Raw genomic sequence first — 22,788 nt, forward strand, 5'->3', positions numbered from 1 at the left:
GGCTGGCTAGACTGGTGGCTGGATGAACACTGCCCAGACCATACGCCAAGCCGTCGCCGACGTGGAGCGGCTGCGCGAGGAGAGTCGGGAACTGCCGGACATCGGCGCGGGGGTGACGCTGCTCAAGCGCTTCCAGGCGCGGCGGTTTGCGGGCACCTACGCCGATCTTCTCGCATCCCGATCCTCCGGCGCTGCAGCTCGCTTCTTCCTGGAGGAGCTGTACGGCGACCGGGACTTCCGCGACCGCGACGCGCAGTTCGCGCGGATCGCCGGCGCCGTGGAGAAGCTCTTCCCGAGGGACGTGGCCGAGACGGCCGCAGGCTTGGCGCAGCTTCATGCGCTGACCGAATCCCTCGACCATTCCATGGCGCGCGACAGGCGCCTGCAATCCCTGGACGACGTGGTCGGTTACGTGCGGGCGTGGAAGAACGTCGGCCGCCGCGAGGATCGGCAGCGGCAGTTGGACACCGTGATCGCCATCGGCGCGGAGATGACGCGGCTCACCCGACTTCCCGGCTTGCGCATGATGTTGCGCATGATGCGCGGACCGGCTTCCGCGGCCGGCCTCACATCCTTGCAGCGCTTCCTGGAGTCGGGCTTCGATACGTTCGCCTCCATGACGAAGGTTCGCGGCACGGCGGAGGAGTTCCTGTCCACGATCCGGGAACGGGAGAGTCGGCTGATGCACCTCCTTTTCGACGAGGATGCTGTCGCTTGCGAGACGGCGCTTCGCAACACCCTAGGACAAGCCCGCTAGCGGCGTGCAGGGCCCCTTCGCACAATCGCTTGCGAAGGAGCGAACCGAATGGACCCGAAGCACTGGCTCAAGAGCTACCCGGAAGGGGTGCCGCACGAGATCGACCCCGGCCAGTACGCGTCGCTGACGCAATTGCTGGAAGAGGCGTTCCGCAAGCATGCGAGCCGGCCGTTCTCGGTGTGCATGGAGCGGTGGATGACGTACCGCGAACTCGACGAGCTGTCACGCGCGCTCGGCGCGTGGCTGCAGGGCCGCGGCCTGGCGCCCGGCGCGCGGGTGGCGATCATGCTGCCGAACGTTCCGCAGTTCGCTGTGGCGATGGCGGCCGTGCTGCGGGCCGGCTATACCTGTGTGAACGTCAATCCGCTGTACACGGCCCGTGAACTGGAGCACCAGCTGAAGGACTCCGGCGCCGAGGCGATCGTGATCCTGGAGAACTTCTGCCACACCCTGGAACAGGTGATCGAGCAGACAGGGGTGCAGCACGTCGTGGTGACCGGACTTGGTGACTTGCTGGGCGCCGTCTACGGCCGGTGGATCACGTTCGCAGTGCGCCACCTGGCGAAGATGGTCCCGCCTTTCCGGCTTCCGCTGGCGGGCGGCCGGACCGTCACAACGCTGCCCGCGGCCATTTCCGAGGGCTCGCGCCGGAACCTGGCGTCGGTGCCGCAAACGCTCGACTCGGTGGCTTTCCTGCAGTACACGGGAGGCACCACGGGCCTGTCGAAGGGCGCCGTGTTGACGCACAGGAACATCGTCGCGGCGATCCTGCAGGCGGAAGCCTGGTTCACGCCGGCCCTCGCCCGCATCGGAGACGTCAGCCGCACCAACGGGATCGCGGCGCTGCCGCTGTACCACATCTTCGCGCTGACGCTGTGCCTCCTCGCGATCCGATGGGGTGCGCACATGACGCTGATCCCCAACCCGCGCGACATCGGCAAGTTCGTGGAGGTCCTGAAGAAGCGCCCCTTCCACATGCTGCCGGCCGTGAACACGCTTTTCAACGCGCTCCTGCAGCATCCCCAGTTCCGCAGCGTCGACTTCTCTCAGTTGTGCGTGTCCCAGGCGGGTGGCATGGCCGCCTCCGAGGGGACCGCTCGCCAGTGGCGCCAGGCGACGGGATCCGTCATGGTCGAAGGCTGGGGCATGAGCGAGACGTGCGCGATCGGGACCAACAACCCGTTGAACTCCCGCGAGTTCTCCGGGACGATCGGGCTGCCGCTTCCCAGTATCGACATCGCCATCAAGGACGATGACGGGCGCTCCCTTCCCATCGGCCAATCCGGCGAGATCTGCATCCGGGGCCCGAACGTGACGCCCGGGTACTACCGGCAACCCGAGGAGAACGCGAAGGCGTTCACCGCCGACGGCTACCTCCGCACGGGCGACGTGGGCATGATGGACGAGCGTGGCTACACGCGGATCGTGGACCGGAAGAAGGACATGATCCTGGTGAGCGGGTTCAACGTGTTCCCCAATGAGCTGGAGAACGTAATCTCCTTGTGTCCTGGAGTGGTGGAATGCGCCGCCATCGGCGTGGCCGACGAAAAGCAGGGGGAGGCGATCAAGGTTTTCGTGGTGAAGAGCGATCCGACGCTGACCGAAGAAGCCGTGGCGTCGCACTGCCGGCAGAACCTCACCGGATACAAGATGCCCAAGTACATCGAGTTCAGGGACGAACTGCCGAAGTCCAACGTGGGCAAGATCCTGAGGCGCGAGCTGCGGGCGGCACGCTAGGCGGAGCGATGACCACTCCGCTGTCGCTCACGCTCCCCGCAGGCGTCACCGTGCTGGAGCGCGGCTGGCTGTCGTCGAACATGGTCCTTGTCACCAGCGGCGAAGAGATTGCGGTTGTCGACACGGGGTACTGGACGCACTCGGATCAAACCGTCGCCCTGGTTGCGCAAGCCGCGCAGGGACGCCCGCTGGCCGCAATCGCCAACACGCACTTGCACAGCGACCACTGCGGCGGAAACGCGGCCTTGCAGGCGGCTCATCGACGCTCCCGCACGCTGATCCCGCCCGGGCAAGCACAGGCCGTGCATCAATGGGATCCTGCCGAACTGACATACGAGCCGACAGGGCAGCACTGTCCCAGGTTCCGCGCGGATGGTGTGCTGCAGCCCGGCGCATCGGTGAACTTGGCCGGCCTCGACTGGCAGGTGCACGCCGCGCCGGGCCACGACGCGCACTCGGTCGTGCTCTTCCATGCTGAAAGCCGGACCTTGATCTCCGCCGATGCTCTGTGGGAGAACGGATTCGGCGTCGTCTTCCAGGAACTGGAAGGTGAGCGAGCCTTCGAAGCCGTCGGGGCGACACTGGACATGATCGAACGCCTCCGGCCCTCGACCGTCATTCCGGGCCACGGGAAAGTGTTTGGCGATGTCGACGGCGCCCTTTCGCGTGCGCGCAGTCGGCTTGATGCCTACCAAGCCTGCCCCGACCGCCATGCTGCCCACGCGGCCAAGGTCCTGATGAAATTCAAGCTGCTGGAACTGCAGCAGTCGTCGCGCGCGTCCTTTTTCCACTGGATCGAGGCGACGCCGTACTTCCGAATGGTTCATGACCGCTGGTTCGCCCACGTCGAACTGCAACCTTGGATCTCAGGGCTAGTGGACGATCTGGTGCGCAGCGGCGCAGCGTCCAAGCAAGGCGATCAACTGGCGAATTGCTGAAAGGCTTCGCCCAAAACAAAAGGCCCAGCATTTCTGCTGGGCCTTTGTCGCTATAACAGCCTGACGATGTCCTACTTTCACACGGGAACCCGCACTATCATCGGCGCAGAAGCGTTTCACTGTCCTGTTCGGGATGGGAAGGAGTGGGACCACCTCGCTATGGTCATCAGGCATAACTTTTTGCCCTGCTGCGGTGAGGCAGCAAGACCAATTCATAGAGTCTTATCAGCTGGCGGCCTTTCGGCTGCGCTTATCTTGATTGCGTTCAACCCTGGCATAACACCTTGATCGGTTGATCAAAGTTATAGGGTCAAGCCGCACGAGCAATTAGTACTGGTTAGCTTAAACGCTTGCACGTCTTCCACACCCAGCCTATCAACGTCCTGGTCTAGAACGACTCTTCAGGGGGCTCGAGGCCCCGGCAGATCTCATCTTGAAACGAGTTTCCCGCTTAGATGCTTTCAGCGGTTATCTCTTCCGCACTTAGCTACCCTGCAATGCCACTGGCGTGACAACAGGTACACCAGAGGTGCGTCCACTCCGGTCCTCTCGTACTAGGAGCAGGCTTCCTCAAATCTGCAGCGCCCACGGAAGATAGGGACCAAACTGTCTCACGACGTTTTAAACCCAGCTCACGTACCTCTTTAAATGGCGAACAGCCATACCCTTGGGACCGGCTACAGCCCCAGGATGAGATGAGCCGACATCGAGGTGCCAAACACCGCCGTCGATATGAACTCTTGGGCGGTATCAGCCTGTTATCCCCAGAGTACCTTTTATCCGTTGAGCGATGGCCCTTCCATACAGAACCACCGGATCACTATGTCCTGCTTTCGCATCTGCTCGACTTGTCAGTCTCGCAGTTAAGCACGCTTATGCCATTGCACTATCGTCACGATGTCCGACCGTAACTAGCGTACCTTCGAACTCCTCCGTTACGCTTTGGGAGGAGACCGCCCCAGTCAAACTGCCTACCATGCACTGTCCCCGGCCCGGATAACGGGCCTAGGTTAGAACCTCAAACGCACCAGGGTGGTATTTCAACGTTGGCTCCACCAGATCTAGCGACCCGGCTTCAAAGCCTCCCACCTATCCTACACAGATCCGTTCAAAGTCCAATACAAAGCTACAGTAAAGGTTCATGGGGTCTTTCCGTCTTTCCGCGGGGAGATTGCATCATCACAAACATTTCAACTTCGCTGAGTCTCGGGAGGAGACAGTGTGGCCATCGTTACGCCATTCGTGCAGGTCGGAACTTACCCGACAAGGAATTTCGCTACCTTAGGACCGTTATAGTTACGGCCGCCGTTTACTGGGACTTCGATCAAGAGCTTGCACCCCATCACTTAATCTTCCAGCACCGGGCAGGCGTCACACCCTATACGTCCACTTTCGTGTTTGCAGAGTGCTGTGTTTTTATTAAACAGTCGCAGCCACCGATTTTTTGCAACCCCATTGGGCTCCATCCGCGAGGGACTTCACCTACTAAGGGCACACCTTCTTCCGAAGTTACGGTGTCAATTTGCCGAGTTCCTTCTCCCGAGTTCTCTCAAGCGCCTGAGAATACTCATCTCGCGCACCAGTGTCGGTTTGCGGTACGGTCGTTGCAAGCTGAAGCTTAGTGGCTTTTCCTGGAAGCAGGGTATCACTCACTTCGGAGGCAAGCCTCCTCGTTGTCACCTCTCATCTAAGCCCGGCGGATTTACCTACCAAGCACGACTACAGGCTTGAACCGGGACATCCAACACCCGGCTGAGTTAACCTTCTCCGTCCCCACATCGCACTTGCAATCGGTACAGGAATATTGACCTGTTTCCCATCAGCTACGCATCTCTGCCTCGCCTTAGGGGCCGACTCACTCTACGCCGATGAACGTTGCGTAGAAAACCTTGCGCTTACGGCGAGCGGGCTTTTCACCCGCTTTAACGCTACTCATGTCAGCATTCGCACTTCTGATACCTCCAGCATCCCTCTCGAGACACCTTCACAGGCTTACAGAACGCTCTCCTACCACTTGCACTTGCGTGCAAATCCGCAGCTTCGGTAACTGGCTTAGCCCCGTTACATCTTCCGCGCAGGACGACTCGATCAGTGAGCTATTACGCTTTCTTTAAATGATGGCTGCTTCTAAGCCAACATCCTGACTGTTTTAGCCTTCCCACTTCGTTTCCCACTTAGCCAATTTTAGGGACCTTAGCTGGCGGTCTGGGTTGTTTCCCTCTTGAGTCCGGACGTTAGCACCCGGTGCTCTGTCTCCCAAGCTGTACTCATCGGTATTCGGAGTTTGCCTTGGTTTGGTAAGTCGCCATGACCCCCTAGCCAAAACAGTGCTCTACCCCCGATGGTAATACTTGAGGCACTACCTAAATAGTTTTCGGAGAGAACCAGCTATTTCCAAGTTTGTTTAGCCTTTCACCCCTATCCACAGCTCATCCGCTAGTTTTGCAACACTAGTCGGTTCGGACCTCCAGTACCTGTTACGGCACCTTCATCCTGGCCATGGATAGATCACTTGGTTTCGGGTCTACACCCAGCGACTGGACGCCCTGTTCGGACTCGGTTTCCCTGCGGCTACCCTATTCGGTTAACCTTGCCACTGAATGTAAGTCGCTGACCCATTATACAAAAGGTACGCAGTCACCCTTGCGGGCTCCTACTTTTTGTAAGCATGCGGTTTCAGGATCTATTTCACTCCCCTCCCGGGGTTCTTTTCGCCTTTCCCTCACGGTACTAGTTCACTATCGGTCGATTACGAGTATTTAGCCTTGGAGGATGGTCCCCCCATCTTCAGACAGGATTTCTCGTGTCCCGCCCTACTTTTCGCTAGCTTAGTACCACACAGATCTTTTCGCGTACGGGGCTATCACCCTCTGTAGCGCACCTTTCCAGGTTCTTCCGCTAAGTTCTGCGCTATCACTAGCAGGCTCTTCCGATTTCGCTCGCCACTACTTTCGGAATCTCGGTTGATGTCTTTTCCTCGAGCTACTGAGATGTTTCAGTTCACCCGGTTCGCCTCGCATGACTATGTATTCATCATGCGATACCCCTAAGGGTGGGTTTCCCCATTCGGAAATCTCCGGATCAAAGCTTATTTGCCAGCTCCCCGAAGCTTATCGCAGGCTATCACGTCCTTCGTCGCCTGTAATCGCCAAGGCATCCACCACATGCTCTTATTCACTTGACCCTATAACTTTGACATCTCTCACGAGATTTCCAAGTCAATCAAGGAATCGCGAGGTCTCTCACCTCGCGCGTTATGCCGTCTTCATACTTTCGATTTGACTCGAAATTGAAGTCTGGTTGACGCAATCAAAAAAATTGTCGTTAGCGGCACGGTCTGCCATGAAGCAGTTTCCGCTAACAACGCTGATTTCGACTCTATGAATTGTTAAAGAACAGCCGATTGATTCGAGCAGATGCCCGAGTCAACAACAAAGCAGCCTGGCTTGCAGCCAAGCCGCTTTGGTGTTGAGTGGATCCCCGCAAACCTGCGAGGTACCGATGGTGTTTGGTGGAGGATGACGGGATCGAACCGACGACCCCCTGCTTGCAAAGCAGGTGCTCTCCCAGCTGAGCTAATCCCCCAGGATTGGAACCGCGTGGAGATGGTGGGTCTGGTTGGTCTCGAACCAACGACCCCCGCCTTATCAAGACGGTGCTCTAACCAACTGAGCTACAGACCCAGGCCGGTCGCTTGACGAGCAATGACGTCGCTGGCGACATCTTCCAACAACCGATAAGTGTGAGCGTTCGACTTGAAACTGCTGTGTTTCCAGAAAGGAGGTGATCCAGCCGCACCTTCCGATACGGCTACCTTGTTACGACTTCACCCCAGTCACGAACCCTGCCGTGGTAATCGCCCTCCTTGCGGTTAGGCTAACTACTTCTGGCAGAACCCGCTCCCATGGTGTGACGGGCGGTGTGTACAAGACCCGGGAACGTATTCACCGCGACATGCTGATCCGCGATTACTAGCGATTCCGACTTCACGCAGTCGAGTTGCAGACTACGATCCGGACTACGACTGGTTTTATGGGATTAGCTCCCCCTCGCGGGTTGGCAACCCTCTGTACCAGCCATTGTATGACGTGTGTAGCCCTACCCATAAGGGCCATGAGGACTTGACGTCATCCCCACCTTCCTCCGGTTTGTCACCGGCAGTCTCATTAGAGTGCCCTTTCGTAGCAACTAATGACAAGGGTTGCGCTCGTTGCGGGACTTAACCCAACATCTCACGACACGAGCTGACGACAGCCATGCAGCACCTGTGTTCTGGCTCCCTTTCGGGCACTCTCACATCTCTGCGAGATTCCAGACATGTCAAGGGTAGGTAAGGTTTTTCGCGTTGCATCGAATTAAACCACATCATCCACCGCTTGTGCGGGTCCCCGTCAATTCCTTTGAGTTTCAACCTTGCGGCCGTACTCCCCAGGCGGTCAACTTCACGCGTTAGCTTCGTTACTGAGTCAGTGAAGACCCAACAACCAGTTGACATCGTTTAGGGCGTGGACTACCAGGGTATCTAATCCTGTTTGCTCCCCACGCTTTCGTGCATGAGCGTCAGTGCAGGCCCAGGGGATTGCCTTCGCCATCGGTGTTCCTCCGCATATCTACGCATTTCACTGCTACACGCGGAATTCCATCCCCCTCTGCCGCACTCCAGCGATGCAGTCACAAATGCAGTTCCCAGGTTAAGCCCGGGGATTTCACACCTGTCTTACATCACCGCCTGCGCACGCTTTACGCCCAGTAATTCCGATTAACGCTTGCACCCTACGTATTACCGCGGCTGCTGGCACGTAGTTAGCCGGTGCTTATTCTTACGGTACCGTCATGACGCCGAGGTATTAACTCAGCGCTTTTCGTTCCGTACAAAAGCAGTTTACAACCCGAGGGCCTTCATCCTGCACGCGGAATGGCTGGATCAGGCTTGCGCCCATTGTCCAAAATTCCCCACTGCTGCCTCCCGTAGGAGTCTGGGCCGTGTCTCAGTCCCAGTGTGGCTGGTCGTCCTCTCAGACCAGCTACAGATCGTCGGCTTGGTAGGCCTTTACCCCACCAACTACCTAATCTGCCATCGGCCGCTCCAATCGCGCGAGGTCTTGCGATCCCCCGCTTTCAACCAGAGTTCGTATGCGGTATTAGCTACGCTTTCGCGTAGTTATCCCCCACGACTGGGCACGTTCCGATGTATTACTCACCCGTTCGCCACTCGCCACCAGGGTTGCCCCCGTGCTGCCGTTCGACTTGCATGTGTAAAGCATTCCGCCAGCGTTCAATCTGAGCCAGGATCAAACTCTATAGTTCGATCTTGAAAATTTGCTCAATAGGAATCGAAGTGAACTTCACTTCTTTTCTTCATATGAGCGTTTGATTTGTTCCGAAGAACTTGGCAGTTCGCCATCAAACGCCCACGCTTATCGGCTGTATGTTGTTAACGATCACCGCAAGATCTTCAGGCTTTCACCCTCTTGTCTTGCCAACCCCGCTGCGATCAGCGAAGCCCTCGATTATGACAGACTCTGTAGAGACCCGTCAACACCTGTGGTTTTCACTCACTTTGAAGACCGCGCACTTGGCGTCGACCCCCGTTGTCAGCGAAGACTCACATTGTAGCACCCTTTCGGCGCTCTCATCAACACTCGGTTCAGGAGCACTGATGAGAACGCCCCGTCCGTAGACGGGGCGCCTCGCTATAACAGCCTGACGATGTCCTACTTTCACACGGGAACCCGCACTATCATCGGCGCAGAGGCGTTTCACTGTCCTGTTCGGGATGGGAAGGAGTGGGACCACCTCGCTATGGTCATCAGGCATAACTTTTTGCCCTGCTGCGGTGAGGCAGCAAGACCAATTCATAGAGTCTTATCAGCTGGCGGCCTTTCGGCTGCGCTTATCTTGATTGCGTTCAACCCTGGCATAACACCTTGATCGGTTGATCAAAGTTATAGGGTCAAGCCGCACGAGCAATTAGTACTGGTTAGCTTAAACGCTTGCACGTCTTCCACACCCAGCCTATCAACGTCCTGGTCTAGAACGACTCTTCAGGGGGCTCGAGGCCCCGGCAGATCTCATCTTGAAACGAGTTTCCCGCTTAGATGCTTTCAGCGGTTATCTCTTCCGCACTTAGCTACCCTGCAATGCCACTGGCGTGACAACAGGTACACCAGAGGTGCGTCCACTCCGGTCCTCTCGTACTAGGAGCAGGCTTCCTCAAATCTGCAGCGCCCACGGAAGATAGGGACCAAACTGTCTCACGACGTTTTAAACCCAGCTCACGTACCTCTTTAAATGGCGAACAGCCATACCCTTGGGACCGGCTACAGCCCCAGGATGAGATGAGCCGACATCGAGGTGCCAAACACCGCCGTCGATATGAACTCTTGGGCGGTATCAGCCTGTTATCCCCAGAGTACCTTTTATCCGTTGAGCGATGGCCCTTCCATACAGAACCACCGGATCACTATGTCCTGCTTTCGCATCTGCTCGACTTGTCAGTCTCGCAGTTAAGCACGCTTATGCCATTGCACTATCGTCACGATGTCCGACCGTAACTAGCGTACCTTCGAACTCCTCCGTTACGCTTTGGGAGGAGACCGCCCCAGTCAAACTGCCTACCATGCACTGTCCCCGGCCCGGATAACGGGCCTAGGTTAGAACCTCAAACGCACCAGGGTGGTATTTCAACGTTGGCTCCACCAGATCTAGCGACCCGGCTTCAAAGCCTCCCACCTATCCTACACAGATCCGTTCAAAGTCCAATACAAAGCTACAGTAAAGGTTCATGGGGTCTTTCCGTCTTTCCGCGGGGAGATTGCATCATCACAAACATTTCAACTTCGCTGAGTCTCGGGAGGAGACAGTGTGGCCATCGTTACGCCATTCGTGCAGGTCGGAACTTACCCGACAAGGAATTTCGCTACCTTAGGACCGTTATAGTTACGGCCGCCGTTTACTGGGACTTCGATCAAGAGCTTGCACCCCATCACTTAATCTTCCAGCACCGGGCAGGCGTCACACCCTATACGTCCACTTTCGTGTTTGCAGAGTGCTGTGTTTTTATTAAACAGTCGCAGCCACCGATTTTTTGCAACCCCATTGGGCTCCATCCGCGAGGGACTTCACCTACTAAGGGCACACCTTCTTCCGAAGTTACGGTGTCAATTTGCCGAGTTCCTTCTCCCGAGTTCTCTCAAGCGCCTGAGAATACTCATCTCGCGCACCAGTGTCGGTTTGCGGTACGGTCGTTGCAAGCTGAAGCTTAGTGGCTTTTCCTGGAAGCAGGGTATCACTCACTTCGGAGGCAAGCCTCCTCGTTGTCACCTCTCATCTAAGCCCGGCGGATTTACCTACCAAGCACGACTACAGGCTTGAACCGGGACATCCAACACCCGGCTGAGTTAACCTTCTCCGTCCCCACATCGCACTTGCAATCGGTACAGGAATATTGACCTGTTTCCCATCAGCTACGCATCTCTGCCTCGCCTTAGGGGCCGACTCACTCTACGCCGATGAACGTTGCGTAGAAAACCTTGCGCTTACGGCGAGCGGGCTTTTCACCCGCTTTAACGCTACTCATGTCAGCATTCGCACTTCTGATACCTCCAGCATCCCTCTCGAGACACCTTCACAGGCTTACAGAACGCTCTCCTACCACTTGCACTTGCGTGCAAATCCGCAGCTTCGGTAACTGGCTTAGCCCCGTTACATCTTCCGCGCAGGACGACTCGATCAGTGAGCTATTACGCTTTCTTTAAATGATGGCTGCTTCTAAGCCAACATCCTGACTGTTTTAGCCTTCCCACTTCGTTTCCCACTTAGCCAATTTTAGGGACCTTAGCTGGCGGTCTGGGTTGTTTCCCTCTTGAGTCCGGACGTTAGCACCCGGTGCTCTGTCTCCCAAGCTGTACTCATCGGTATTCGGAGTTTGCCTTGGTTTGGTAAGTCGCCATGACCCCCTAGCCAAAACAGTGCTCTACCCCCGATGGTAATACTTGAGGCACTACCTAAATAGTTTTCGGAGAGAACCAGCTATTTCCAAGTTTGTTTAGCCTTTCACCCCTATCCACAGCTCATCCGCTAGTTTTGCAACACTAGTCGGTTCGGACCTCCAGTACCTGTTACGGCACCTTCATCCTGGCCATGGATAGATCACTTGGTTTCGGGTCTACACCCAGCGACTGGACGCCCTGTTCGGACTCGGTTTCCCTGCGGCTACCCTATTCGGTTAACCTTGCCACTGAATGTAAGTCGCTGACCCATTATACAAAAGGTACGCAGTCACCCTTGCGGGCTCCTACTTTTTGTAAGCATGCGGTTTCAGGATCTATTTCACTCCCCTCCCGGGGTTCTTTTCGCCTTTCCCTCACGGTACTAGTTCACTATCGGTCGATTACGAGTATTTAGCCTTGGAGGATGGTCCCCCCATCTTCAGACAGGATTTCTCGTGTCCCGCCCTACTTTTCGCTAGCTTAGTACCACACAGATCTTTTCGCGTACGGGGCTATCACCCTCTGTAGCGCACCTTTCCAGGTTCTTCCGCTAAGTTCTGCGCTATCACTAGCAGGCTCTTCCGATTTCGCTCGCCACTACTTTCGGAATCTCGGTTGATGTCTTTTCCTCGAGCTACTGAGATGTTTCAGTTCACCCGGTTCGCCTCGCATGACTATGTATTCATCATGCGATACCCCTAAGGGTGGGTTTCCCCATTCGGAAATCTCCGGATCAAAGCTTATTTGCCAGCTCCCCGAAGCTTATCGCAGGCTATCACGTCCTTCGTCGCCTGTAATCGCCAAGGCATCCACCACATGCTCTTATTCACTTGACCCTATAACTTTGACATCTCTCACGAGATTTCCAAGTCAATCAAGGAATCGCGAGGTCTCTCACCTCGCGCGTTATGCCGTCTTCATACTTTCGATTTGACTCGAAATTGAAGTCTGGTTGACGCAATCAAAAAAATTGTCGTTAGCGGCACGGTCTGCCATGAAGCAGTTTCCGCTAACAACGCTGATTTCGACTCTATGAATTGTTAAAGAACAGCCGATTGATTCGAGCAGATGCCCGAGTCAACAACAAAGCAGCCTGGCTTGCAGCCAAGCCGCTTTGGTGTTGAGTGGATCCCCGCAAACCTGCGAGGTACCGATGGTGTTTGGTGGAGGATGACGGGATCGAACCGACGACCCCCTGCTTGCAAAGCAGGTGCTCTCCCAGCTGAGCTAATCCCCCAGGATTGGAACCGCGTGGAGATGGTGGGTCTGGTTGGTCTCGAACCAACGACCCCCGCCTTATCAAGACGGTGCTCTAACCAACTGAGCTACAGACCCAGGCCGGTCGCTTGACGAGCAATGACGTCGCTGGCGACATCTTCCAACAACCGATAAGTGTGAGCGTTCGACTTGAAACTGCTGTGTTTCCAGAAAGGAGGTGATCCAGCCGCACCTTCCGATACGGCTACCTTGTTACGACTTCACCCCAGTCACGAACCCTGCCGTGGTAATCGCCCTCCTTGCGGTTAGGCTAACTACTTCTGGCAGAACCCGCTCCCATGGTGTGACGGGCGGTGTGTACAAGACCCGGGAACGTATTCACCGCGACATGCTGATCCGCGATTACTAGCGATTCCGACTTCACGCAGTCGAGTTGCAGACTACGATCCGGACTACGACTGGTTTTATGGGATTAGCTCCCCCTCGCGGGTTGGCAACCCTCTGTACCAGCCATTGTATGACGTGTGTAGCCCTACCCATAAGGGCCATGAGGACTTGACGTCATCCCCACCTTCCTCCGGTTTGTCACCGGCAGTCTCATTAGAGTGCCCTTTCGTAGCAACTAATGACAAGGGTTGCGCTCGTTGCGGGACTTAACCCAACATCTCACGACACGAGCTGACGACAGCCATGCAGCACCTGTGTTCTGGCTCCCTTTCGGGCACTCTCACATCTCTGCGAGATTCCAGACATGTCAAGGGTAGGTAAGGTTTTTCGCGTTGCATCGAATTAAACCACATCATCCACCGCTTGTGCGGGTCCCCGTCAATTCCTTTGAGTTTCAACCTTGCGGCCGTACTCCCCAGGCGGTCAACTTCACGCGTTAGCTTCGTTACTGAGTCAGTGAAGACCCAACAACCAGTTGACATCGTTTAGGGCGTGGACTACCAGGGTATCTAATCCTGTTTGCTCCCCACGCTTTCGTGCATGAGCGTCAGTGCAGGCCCAGGGGATTGCCTTCGCCATCGGTGTTCCTCCGCATATCTACGCATTTCACTGCTACACGCGGAATTCCATCCCCCTCTGCCGCACTCCAGCGATGCAGTCACAAATGCAGTTCCCAGGTTAAGCCCGGGGATTTCACACCTGTCTTACATCACCGCCTGCGCACGCTTTACGCCCAGTAATTCCGATTAACGCTTGCACCCTACGTATTACCGCGGCTGCTGGCACGTAGTTAGCCGGTGCTTATTCTTACGGTACCGTCATGACGCCGAGGTATTAACTCAGCGCTTTTCGTTCCGTACAAAAGCAGTTTACAACCCGAGGGCCTTCATCCTGCACGCGGAATGGCTGGATCAGGCTTGCGCCCATTGTCCAAAATTCCCCACTGCTGCCTCCCGTAGGAGTCTGGGCCGTGTCTCAGTCCCAGTGTGGCTGGTCGTCCTCTCAGACCAGCTACAGATCGTCGGCTTGGTAGGCCTTTACCCCACCAACTACCTAATCTGCCATCGGCCGCTCCAATCGCGCGAGGTCTTGCGATCCCCCGCTTTCAACCAGAGTTCGTATGCGGTATTAGCTACGCTTTCGCGTAGTTATCCCCCACGACTGGGCACGTTCCGATGTATTACTCACCCGTTCGCCACTCGCCACCAGGGTTGCCCCCGTGCTGCCGTTCGACTTGCATGTGTAAAGCATTCCGCCAGCGTTCAATCTGAGCCAGGATCAAACTCTATAGTTCGATCTTGAAAATTTGCTCAATAGGAATCGAAGTGAACTTCACTTCTTTTCTTCATATGAGCGTTTGATTTGTTCCGAAGAACTTGGCAGTTCGCCATCAAACGCCCACGCTTATCGGCTGTATGTTGTTAACGATCACCGCAAGATCTTCAGGCTTTCACCCTCTTGTCTTGCCAACCCCGCTGCGATCAGCGAAGCCCTCGATTATGACAGAATTTTTGAAGCCCTGTCCAGCTGTTTTTGCTGCTCCGGTTGCGATCCGCGCTTTCGCCGCATCTCGCCGCCGTCACCAGCGAAGCCCTAGATTCTATACCGACTTTTCATCGTCCGTCGAACCAGGCCTTCGCCTTTACTTCGCCTCTGCCGGTCCCGCTTGCGCGGCCCGTCATCAGCGAAGCCCTCGACTATAGCACGGGGAAAACCCCTACGCTAGCTGGCGAAAGGTAACGACCTTTGCCGGACGCCCGTCAAGGCAAAGAGCGCATTGGCCACGGCGGGAGCAAGGGGCGGTACGCCGGGTTCGCCAACCCCGCTCGGTGGCCGTTCGCTCGGCACGATCCACGTCTCCACATGCGGCGCGGCGGCCAGTGTGAGCACGGCCTGATCGGGAAAGTTCCGCTGCTGCACTACGCTGCCCCTGATGTCCGTCCTCCCGTGCAGCGCAGCCGCCAGTGCATAGACGACGGAGCCTTCCATCTGCTGCGCCACGATCTCCGGATTGATAACGGTGCCGCAGTCGATCGCGCACACCACCTGATGCACGCGCGGTCGGCCGCCTTCCAGCGACACCTCGGCCACCTGCGCGACCACGGAGCCGAACGATTCGTGCAGGGCCAGGCCTCGGGCTCTCCCCGGCGGAAGCGGACGCACGCCCCAACCGGAACGTTCCACGACGGTGTCCAGAACTGCACGGTGGCGGCGCGATCTGCGCAGCAGCGTGCGCCGGAAGGCCACGGGGTCCTGCCGCAGGTCCGCCGCCAGTTCATCGATGAAGCACTCCATGAAGAACGCGTTGTGCGAATGGCCGACCGAGCGCCAGAAGCCGACCGGTACCCCGCTGCGCATGAACACGTGCTCGATGCGCTGGTGCTCGAAGCCATAGGGCTGGTCGAAGAGCCCCTCCGACGCGGTCTTGTCCGGCAGATCGACGGGCCCGGAAAGCGAGAGCCCCCGCTCCATCCAGCGGGGAGAGATCGCATCCCCTGCCGACTTGATGTGCAACGCCGCCGCCTCCCCACCCTGGCCAACCACCGCCCGCAGGCGTGCGACTTGCGCAGGGCGATAGAAGTCATGCGTGGCGTCCTCCTCTCGTGGCCAGATCAGCTGCACGGGAACGCCGCCCATGTCCATGGCGACGCGGACTGCCTGCGCTACATAGTCCACTTCGAGCCGCCGGCCGAAACCGCCGCCGAGCAGGGTGACATGGACCTCCACGTGGTCAACGGGTACGCCCGCCACGCGTGCTGCGACATTGCGGCACATCTGCGGCACCTGCGTCGGGGCCCACACCTCCACCCTGCCGTCACGGACCCGGGCGGTGGCGTTCATGGGCTCGAGCGTCGCATGCGCCAGGTAGGGCGCCGAGTACCAAGCCTCGATCGTCCGCCCCCCGCCGGCAACCTGCTCGGGATCGCCTTCACGGTGGAACGTGTAACCCTCTTCCGAGCGCACGGCCGCTTCCAGGTGGCGCAGGATTTCCTGCGAATCCATTGGCGCACCGGCTGGACGGCTCCAGTCCACGCGAACGGCCTGGACTGCCTGGAGAGCCTGCCAGTAACTCCGGGCCACGACGGCGAACCCGGCGGTGGACCCTGCGTAGGCCGGCAGCTGCACGAGCCGCTCGACCCCGGGCATCGCCATGGCTGCCGTGGCGTCGATGCGGCCCGGCGCCCCGCCCAGTGCCGGCGCCATCCGCAACACGGCGTAGCGCAGGCCCGGCAATCGCACGTCGATGCCGAACCGCGCGCTGCCGTCCACCTTCTGCGGCACGTCCAGGCGAGGTGCAGGACGTCCGATCACGCGCCAGTCCTTGCGCTCCTTCAGCTGCACGGTGCCGGGCGGCGTGGCCGATGCGGCCTTCGCCAGTTCCCCGTAGGTGGCCGAACGGCCGGACGGGTGCGACACCACGCCCTCCGTTGTGCGCAATTCCTCGACCGGCAACCTCCATTGCAGCGACGCAGCCCCGACCAGTGAGGCGCGCGCGGTGGCCGCGGCTACGCGCACCACGTCCCATGCGTCCGCGATGCTGGAGGATCCTCCGGTGGCGTTGATGCCCAGCTCGCGCGCGACCTTGGATACGACCCAGCGTCCCGCCTTGGCGCGGCCGAAGCCATCCTCGCGCTCCTCCTCCCGGGGATGGAAGGGCAAGCCGCTCACCAGCATGGCAACGTTGCCGTAGACGGCGTCCCAGCCCGCCTGTTCGATCCGCACCGCAGTCAGCGGGACGTCCAGTTCTTCTGCCGCAAGCTGCGGCAACGCCGTGTGCACCCCCTGCCCCATCTCGCTGCGCGGCATCGCAAGCACCACGCTTCCGTCCGGAAGGATCTTGATCCAGCCGTTCAGCGCGATGTCGCGCTCGCCGGGCTTCATCAGGCTCGCCAGGCCGACGCGCGAGCGCTGCGGCAGGGCCGTCCACCCGATCAGGAGGGCGCCCGTGCCCGCCGTCGCGCCGAGCAACAACCCCCGGCGTCTCACGCCTTGGCCCCGGCAGCGCGCTTGATGGCCGCGCGGACCCGTTGATACGTGCCGCAACGGCAGATGTTCGTCATGGCCGCGTCGATGTCCGCATCGGTCGGCTTGGGCTTCCGTTCCAGCAGGGCGGCCGCAGCCATCAGCATCCCGCTCTGGCAATAGCCGCACTGCGGCACCTGTTCGGCGATCCACGCAGCCTGGAGCGGATGCGGCTTGCCCGGCGTCCCCAAGCCCTCGATGGTCTGCACGTTCCTGCCGGCCACGCTGGCGGCCGGCGTCACGCAGGAACGCACCGCCTGTCCGTCCACGCGCACGGTGCAAGCTCCGCACGCGGCGACCCCGCAACCGAACTTGGTGCCGGTCAGCTCCAGAAGGTCCCGCAACACCCAGAGCAATGGCATCGCCGGGTCGGCATCCACCTGCACGCGCGCGCCGTTGATGTTCAGGTCCACGGAACCCCTCCTCCCCGTTCGTGTCCCACCCACTATAGCCAAGCACCCTGCGACAAGACACCGCGGAAGCGGGATGTGCGGCGCCGGTGCTACGCTCGATCGCTTTTCTGACTGACGACATGGCCCTCATCACGCTCGCCGATGCCCAGCTCGCCTTCGGGCACGTGGCTTTGCTGGACCACGCCGACTTCTCTCTCGAGAGCGGCGAACGCGTCGGGCTCATCGGGCGCAACGGCGCCGGCAAATCCTCCTTGCTGCGCATCCTGGCCGGCTTCGAGCGGCCCGACGACGGCGAAATCCAGCGGCAGCAGGGCCTGCACGTCGCCTTCGTCGCCCAGGAGCCCCAGCTGGCGGACGATGCAACGGTCTTCGATGCGGTGCAGGCCGGGCTCGCCGACGTGGTTGCCTGGATCGAGGCCTACACGCACGGCCAGGGCGATCTCGACACCCTCCAGGGCCGCATCGAGGCACAGGACGGCTGGAACTGGCGCCAGCGTGTCGATGAGACGCTGCATCGTCTCCACCTGGATCCGGAGGCGCGGATCGGCGCCCTGTCCGGCGGCAACCGCAAGCGCGTCGCCCTGGCGCAGGCGCTCGTGCGCCGGCCGGACGTCCTGTTGCTCGACGAACCGACCAACCACCTGGACCTCGACTCCATCGAATGGCTGGAAAACCTGCTGCTCGACTTCCGTGGCAGCGTGGTGCTGATCACCCACGACCGCACCTTCCTCGACCGCGTGGCCACACGCATCGTGGAACTCGATCGGGGCCGGCTGCTCTCCTATCCGGGCAACTTCACGCAATACCAGACCCTCAAGCAGGAACAACTGGCGCAGGAGGCCGTGATCGCGGCCAAGGCGGACAAGCTGCTGGCGCAGGAAGAGGTGTGGGTGCGCAAGGGCGTGGAGGCGCGGCGCACCCGTGCGCAGGGGCGGATCACGCGCCTCGAACAACTGCGCGCACGCCGCGCGGCCCGCCGGGACGTGCTCGGCCGCGTCAGCATGGACGTGGCCACCGGCCAGCCGACGGGCAAGATCGTGGCGGAGCTCACGAAAGTCTCCAAGTCGTACGGCGACAAGCAGGTGGTCCGGGACTTCACCGCCACCATCCTGCGCGGCGACAAGGTGGGCCTCATCGGCCCCAACGGCGCCGGCAAGACGACGCTGCTGAAGATGATCCTGGGCGAACTGGCGCCGGACAGCGGGCGCGTGCGCCTCGGCAGCAACCTGCAGGTCGCCTACTTCGACCAGATGCGCACGGCGCTCGACCCGGACGCCACGCTGGAGGACTTCATCAGCCCCGGCAGCGAGTGGATCGAGATCGGCCGCCAGCGCAAGCACGTCAAGAGCTACCTCGGCGACTTCCTGTTCTCTCCCGCGCGCTCCGGTTCGCCGGTGCGCTCCCTCTCCGGCGGCGAGCGCAACCGGCTCCTGCTCGCCCGCCTGTTCGCGCGCCCCGCCAACGTGCTGGTCCTCGACGAACCCACCAACGACCTCGACATCGACACGCTGGAACTGCTGGAGGAACTGCTGCAGGACTACGAGGGCACCGTGTTCCTCGTCAGCCACGACCGCACCTTCCTGGACAACGTCGTGACCAGCACGATCGCCTTCGAAGGCGACGGGCTCTGGCGGGAGTACGAAGGCGGCGTGGAGGACTGGCTCACGCAGTCCCGGCGGGCCAAGGCCCTGACCGCCCCGGTTGCGCTGGCCCCCAAGGCGCGGGAGGAAGCGATTGCCGCACCCACTGCGGCCGCTGTCCCTCCCGCCCCCGCACGGCGCAAGCTCAGTTTCAAGGAACAGCGAGAACTCGAGGCCTTGCCGGCACGGATCGAAGGCCTCGAGCAGGAGCAGAAGGCCATCCAGGCGGAGCTTGCAGCCGGCACCGTCTATCGCGACGACCCGGCGCGGGCCGCGCAACTCGCCACGCGCAGCGGTGAGATCGAGGACGAACTCATGAACGCGCTGGAGCGCTGGGAGACCCTAGGCCAGCTGTAGGCGGCCACCGGCACCCGTTGGCGGCCATTGCTGACCTTGCGCGGGACCCATCGCGCGGGGCCCGCCGCTACAGTCGCTGCACGATGCAGCCCTGCCTTGCCACCGCCCTTCCCCGCTCCCTGTCGCCATGGACCAGCGCGGCACGGTGGCTGCTCGTCGCGTGGATGCTGGCCTGCGCCGGCGGCTGCGCCAGCCTTCCGGCCAACGAGAACCGCACGCCGTCCACGGCCTTCGCGCAGCCGGACCAGACCCCGCTGGGGCAACTGGTGGAGCAACGCCGTGCGCAGGCGGGCACGCGCAGCGACTCGGCCTTCGCACTCCTCGACAGCGTCGAGATCGCCCTGACCAGCCGCATTGCGCTCGTGGACGGTGCCCGGCGCAGCCTCGACCTGCAGTACTACGCAATTCACGCGGACGCAAGCACCGAGGTGCTGCTCGGGAAGATCCGCGAGGCCGCCCGCCGCGGCGTGCGCGTGCGCATCCTGCTGGACGACTTCAATTCGGTCGGCGAAGACGCACAGGTGCTGCGCCTGGCGTTCGAGCCCAACATCGAGGTGCGCCTGTTCAACCCGCTGCCCGGTCCGCGCAACAGCGTGCTGGCCCGGGTGATGACCTCGCTGCACGACGTCAACCGCATGCAGAAGCGCATGCACAACAAGCTGTTCATCGCCGACAACGCCTGGGGCATCACGGGCGGCCGCAATCTGGGCGACCGCTACTTCGGCAGCGGGGAGAAACAGAACTTCGTCGACCTCGACGTCCTGGCGGCGGGACGCATCGTGCGCGACATGTCGCGCAGCTTCGACCGCTTCTGGAACGACAAGCTCGCCTACCCCGTGCAAACGCTGCTCGATCGCGAGGAACTCGACGCGCTCAGCAAACCGAAGCCGCCGGCACAGGCACCGGGCGCGGCAGTGCCGCTGCCCGCCGCGCAGGCGCGACCCGTGCTCCCGATCTCCGTTTCCCCCACCGTGCTGCCCTCCGTCACGACCGGCGAGGCACAGCAGGCCGAGCGTCCGGCCATGGATCTGCGCGCCGTGAAGCTGTACTGGGCGCCGTCGACCCTGCTCGTGGACGAGCCGGGCAAGGTCGGTCCGGGCGACGATGAAGTCGACGCGGGCGAAACCGTCATCGACGGCCTGATGAACCTGATGCTGCAGGCGCAGCGCGAAGTCCTGATCATTTCGCCGTACTTCGTGCCGGGCCCGCGCATGATGGCTGTCTACGAGCAGCTGCGCCAACGCGGCGTGCGCGTGCGCGTGCTCACCAACTCGCTGGCCTCCAACGATGCCCCCGCGGCCCACGCCGGCTATGCCCGCTACCGCCAACGCCTGCTGGACCTGGGGATCGAAATGCACGAGATGCGCTCCGATCCCGAAACGGCGGCCGAACTCCTGGGCTCCAGCGGAGGGCGGTCACGCAGCAGCGGCGGTGGCTTGCTGGGCAGCGGTCCCGGCGGTTCGAAGGGCGACCTGGCGGGCTCGCGCGCCAGCCTGCACTCCAAGGCCGTCATCATCGACCAGCGCCTTTCGGTGATCGGGTCCATGAACCTCGACCTGCGCTCGCAGATCCAGAACAGCGAGGTCGCGCTCCTGATCCGCAGCGCCCCGCTGGCGCTGGAGGCCACGCGCCAGATCGAGGCGACCCTCTCCTCCGCCGCCTACCGCCTCGAACAGAAGGACGGCAAGCTCTTCTGGAGGGCGCCGCGCGGCGCGGGCTTCGGCGATGAGGACGGCGAGCCTGGCGCAAGCACTAAGCTCAAGTTGCTGGTGCGAGTGATCGGGCCGTTCGCGCCCGACGAAATGCTGTAGCCGGCGTCAGACCTTCTTCACCAGCTCCGCGTACTTCTTCCAAAACGCCGCGTCCTGCGTGGTGGCGAAGTTGATGCGCATCAGCGTGCTCGGCGTGCGCTCCGCATGGAACAGCGCACCGGGGGCGAGCAGGTAGCCCTCGTCCAGCATGCGCTGGGCCAGTGCGTCGGTGTCCACGCCCGTGTCGACCCAGCCGAACAGGCCGGCCGGTTCGGCCGCGAACCGGCACCCGGCGTTCAGCGCCAGCTTCACGCTGCGGCTGCGGGCGGCGTCGAGGCGCGTGCGGATCCGTTCGCAGTGGCGGCGCAACTGTCCCTGTTCGATGCAGATCGCCAAGGCCTTTTCCAGCAGCGCCGGTGTGGTGAGCGTGCCGAGCAGCTTGGTGTCCAGCAGGTCCTCGACCAGGCGCGCGGGCGCCGCGAGGAAGCCGATGCGCCAGTTCGGCGCCAGGATCTTCGCGAAGCCGCCGACATAGATGGTGCGCTGCAGGCCGTCCAGCGCCGTGAGCCGCGTGGCATGCGGCGGCGCGATGTGGCTGTAGGTGTCGTCCTCGACGATGTGGAAGTCATGCTGGTTCGCCAGCTGCAGCAGCCGGTGCGCGCTGCCCGGCGAGAGGCAGTAGCTGGTCGGGTTGTGGAACACGCTCACGCTGACGTACAGCTTGGGCTTGTGCACCGCGCAGTAACGCGCCATCACCTCCAAGTCCGGGCCGTCGGCGCGCCGCGGCACCGGCAGCAGGTGCATGCCCAGGGCATTCAGCCGCGCGAACTCCACCGCCCAGCCCGGCTCTTCCACCATCACCGGATCGCCCGGACGCAGCAGCGTGCGGCTCACGATGTCGAGCGCATGGGTTGCGCCCACCGAGGTGATGATCTGGTCCGGCGCGGCCTGGACGTCGAGCGCCGCCAGCTTGTGCGACAGCGCGCGACGCAGGCCGCTGTCGCCCAGCGGCTCGCCGTACTGCAGCGAGAAGTCGTGCAGCGCCCGCGTGCTGGTCACCTTGCGAACGGCGGCCGGCATGAAGGTGGACTCCAGCCAGTCCGGAGGGAACACGCCCATGCCAGGCTGCGGCTTGTTGCTGATCTTGTGGAACATGCCGCGGATCAGCGAGGTGGCGTTCACCGGAGCGGGGCCCCGCCGCGCCACCATCCAGTGGCCCGCGCTCCAGCCCGTGGGCGCCTCGGACTGCGGCGGCTCCTCGCCGCGCGCCACACCCGCTTCGCGCACGAAGAAGCCGCGGTTCTTCCGCGCCTCCACCAATCCCTGCGCCAGCAGCTGGTCGTACGCCGCGACCACCGTCGTCGGGCTCACGCCATGCTGCTCCGCGCATTGCCGCACGGAAGGCAGCCGCGCGCCCGGTGCCAACAGCCGGTTGCGGATGCGTTCGGAGAAGCGTCCCGCGAGTTGTTCGGTGAGCGACTGCGAAGAGGCCTTCATCAGCATGGCGGACGTCCGT

Annotated in this window: 8 protein-coding genes, 4 tRNA genes and 6 rRNA genes; 5 read left to right on the forward strand and 13 right to left on the reverse strand. The window is 60.9% G+C overall.

Features of this window, described 5'->3' with window-relative positions:
- The first annotated feature begins 22 nt into the window (after nt 1–22).
- The 3 genes from IM787_RS05145 to IM787_RS05155 are packed head-to-tail and all read left to right on the forward strand — an operon-like array spanning nt 23 to nt 3,432.
- Complete coding sequence (locus tag IM787_RS05145) at nt 23–757, forward strand: FFLEELY motif protein (RefSeq protein ID WP_193675590.1); 735 nt, start codon at nt 23–25, stop codon at nt 755–757.
- 48 nt (nt 758–805) lie between these two features.
- Nucleotides 806–2,494 (forward strand): AMP-binding protein, encoded by a 1,689-nt coding sequence (locus tag IM787_RS05150; RefSeq protein WP_193675591.1) that lies wholly within the window; start codon nt 806–808, stop codon nt 2,492–2,494.
- A gap of 8 nt (nt 2,495–2,502) precedes the next feature.
- A complete protein-coding gene (locus IM787_RS05155) occupies nt 2,503–3,432 on the forward strand; it encodes an MBL fold metallo-hydrolase (RefSeq protein WP_193675592.1) in 930 nt (309 codons plus the stop codon).
- A 58-nt stretch (nt 3,433–3,490) separates the two neighbouring features.
- On the opposite strand, the gene rrf (IM787_RS05160) is transcribed toward IM787_RS05155, so the two are convergent.
- From rrf (IM787_RS05160) to IM787_RS05215, 12 genes are all read right to left on the reverse strand, one after another.
- A 5S ribosomal RNA gene (gene rrf / locus IM787_RS05160) occupies nt 3,491–3,603 on the reverse strand.
- Between the two features lie 135 nt (nt 3,604–3,738).
- Nucleotides 3,739–6,616, reverse strand: a 23S ribosomal RNA gene (locus IM787_RS05165).
- Between the two features lie 325 nt (nt 6,617–6,941).
- A tRNA-Ala gene (locus tag IM787_RS05170) sits at nt 6,942–7,017 on the reverse strand.
- 21 nt (nt 7,018–7,038) lie between these two features.
- A tRNA-Ile gene (locus IM787_RS05175) sits at nt 7,039–7,115 on the reverse strand.
- Between the two features lie 93 nt (nt 7,116–7,208).
- A 16S ribosomal RNA gene (locus IM787_RS05180) occupies nt 7,209–8,739 on the reverse strand.
- 394 nt (nt 8,740–9,133) lie between these two features.
- Nucleotides 9,134–9,246: ribosomal RNA gene (rrf, locus tag IM787_RS05185) — 5S ribosomal RNA — on the reverse strand.
- 135 nt (nt 9,247–9,381) lie between these two features.
- A 23S ribosomal RNA gene (locus IM787_RS05190) occupies nt 9,382–12,259 on the reverse strand.
- Nucleotides 12,260–12,584: 325 nt separating this feature from the next.
- Nucleotides 12,585–12,660, reverse strand: a tRNA-Ala gene (locus IM787_RS05195).
- A gap of 21 nt (nt 12,661–12,681) precedes the next feature.
- Nucleotides 12,682–12,758: transfer RNA gene (locus IM787_RS05200), tRNA-Ile, on the reverse strand.
- Nucleotides 12,759–12,851: 93 nt separating this feature from the next.
- A 16S ribosomal RNA gene (locus IM787_RS05205) occupies nt 12,852–14,382 on the reverse strand.
- Together the 16S, 23S and 5S rRNA genes with 4 tRNA genes alongside form the textbook arrangement of a ribosomal RNA operon.
- Before the next feature lie 428 nt (nt 14,383–14,810).
- The gene (locus IM787_RS05210; RefSeq protein WP_354004353.1) at nt 14,811–17,060 is read right to left on the reverse strand and encodes a xanthine dehydrogenase family protein molybdopterin-binding subunit; all 2,250 of its coding nucleotides are present in this window, start codon (nt 17,058–17,060) and stop codon (nt 14,811–14,813) included.
- Between the two features lie 11 nt (nt 17,061–17,071).
- Complete coding sequence (locus IM787_RS05215) at nt 17,072–17,524, reverse strand: (2Fe-2S)-binding protein (protein WP_193675594.1); 453 nt, start codon at nt 17,522–17,524, stop codon at nt 17,072–17,074.
- A 119-nt stretch (nt 17,525–17,643) separates the two neighbouring features.
- On the opposite strand from IM787_RS05215, the gene IM787_RS05220 reads away from it, so the two are divergent.
- Together IM787_RS05220 and IM787_RS05225 are read left to right on the forward strand one after the other, a co-directional pair.
- Nucleotides 17,644–19,521 (forward strand): ATP-binding cassette domain-containing protein, encoded by a 1,878-nt coding sequence (locus tag IM787_RS05220; protein WP_193675595.1) that lies wholly within the window; start codon nt 17,644–17,646, stop codon nt 19,519–19,521.
- A gap of 83 nt (nt 19,522–19,604) precedes the next feature.
- Nucleotides 19,605–21,332: a phospholipase D family protein gene (locus tag IM787_RS05225; RefSeq protein ID WP_193675596.1), complete on the forward strand. Its 1,728-nt coding sequence runs from the start codon at nt 19,605–19,607 to the stop codon at nt 21,330–21,332.
- Nucleotides 21,333–21,338: 6 nt separating this feature from the next.
- Here IM787_RS05225 and IM787_RS05230 read toward each other — a convergent pair whose 3' ends face one another.
- Nucleotides 21,339–22,775 (reverse strand): aminotransferase-like domain-containing protein, encoded by a 1,437-nt coding sequence (locus IM787_RS05230; RefSeq protein WP_193675597.1) that lies wholly within the window; start codon nt 22,773–22,775, stop codon nt 21,339–21,341.
- Between the last annotated feature and the right edge of the window lie 13 nt (nt 22,776–22,788).

It is taken from the genome of Ramlibacter pallidus, from assembly GCF_015070875.1.
In the GTDB taxonomy this organism is placed as follows: Bacteria; Pseudomonadota; Gammaproteobacteria; order Burkholderiales; family Burkholderiaceae_C; genus Ramlibacter; species Ramlibacter pallidus.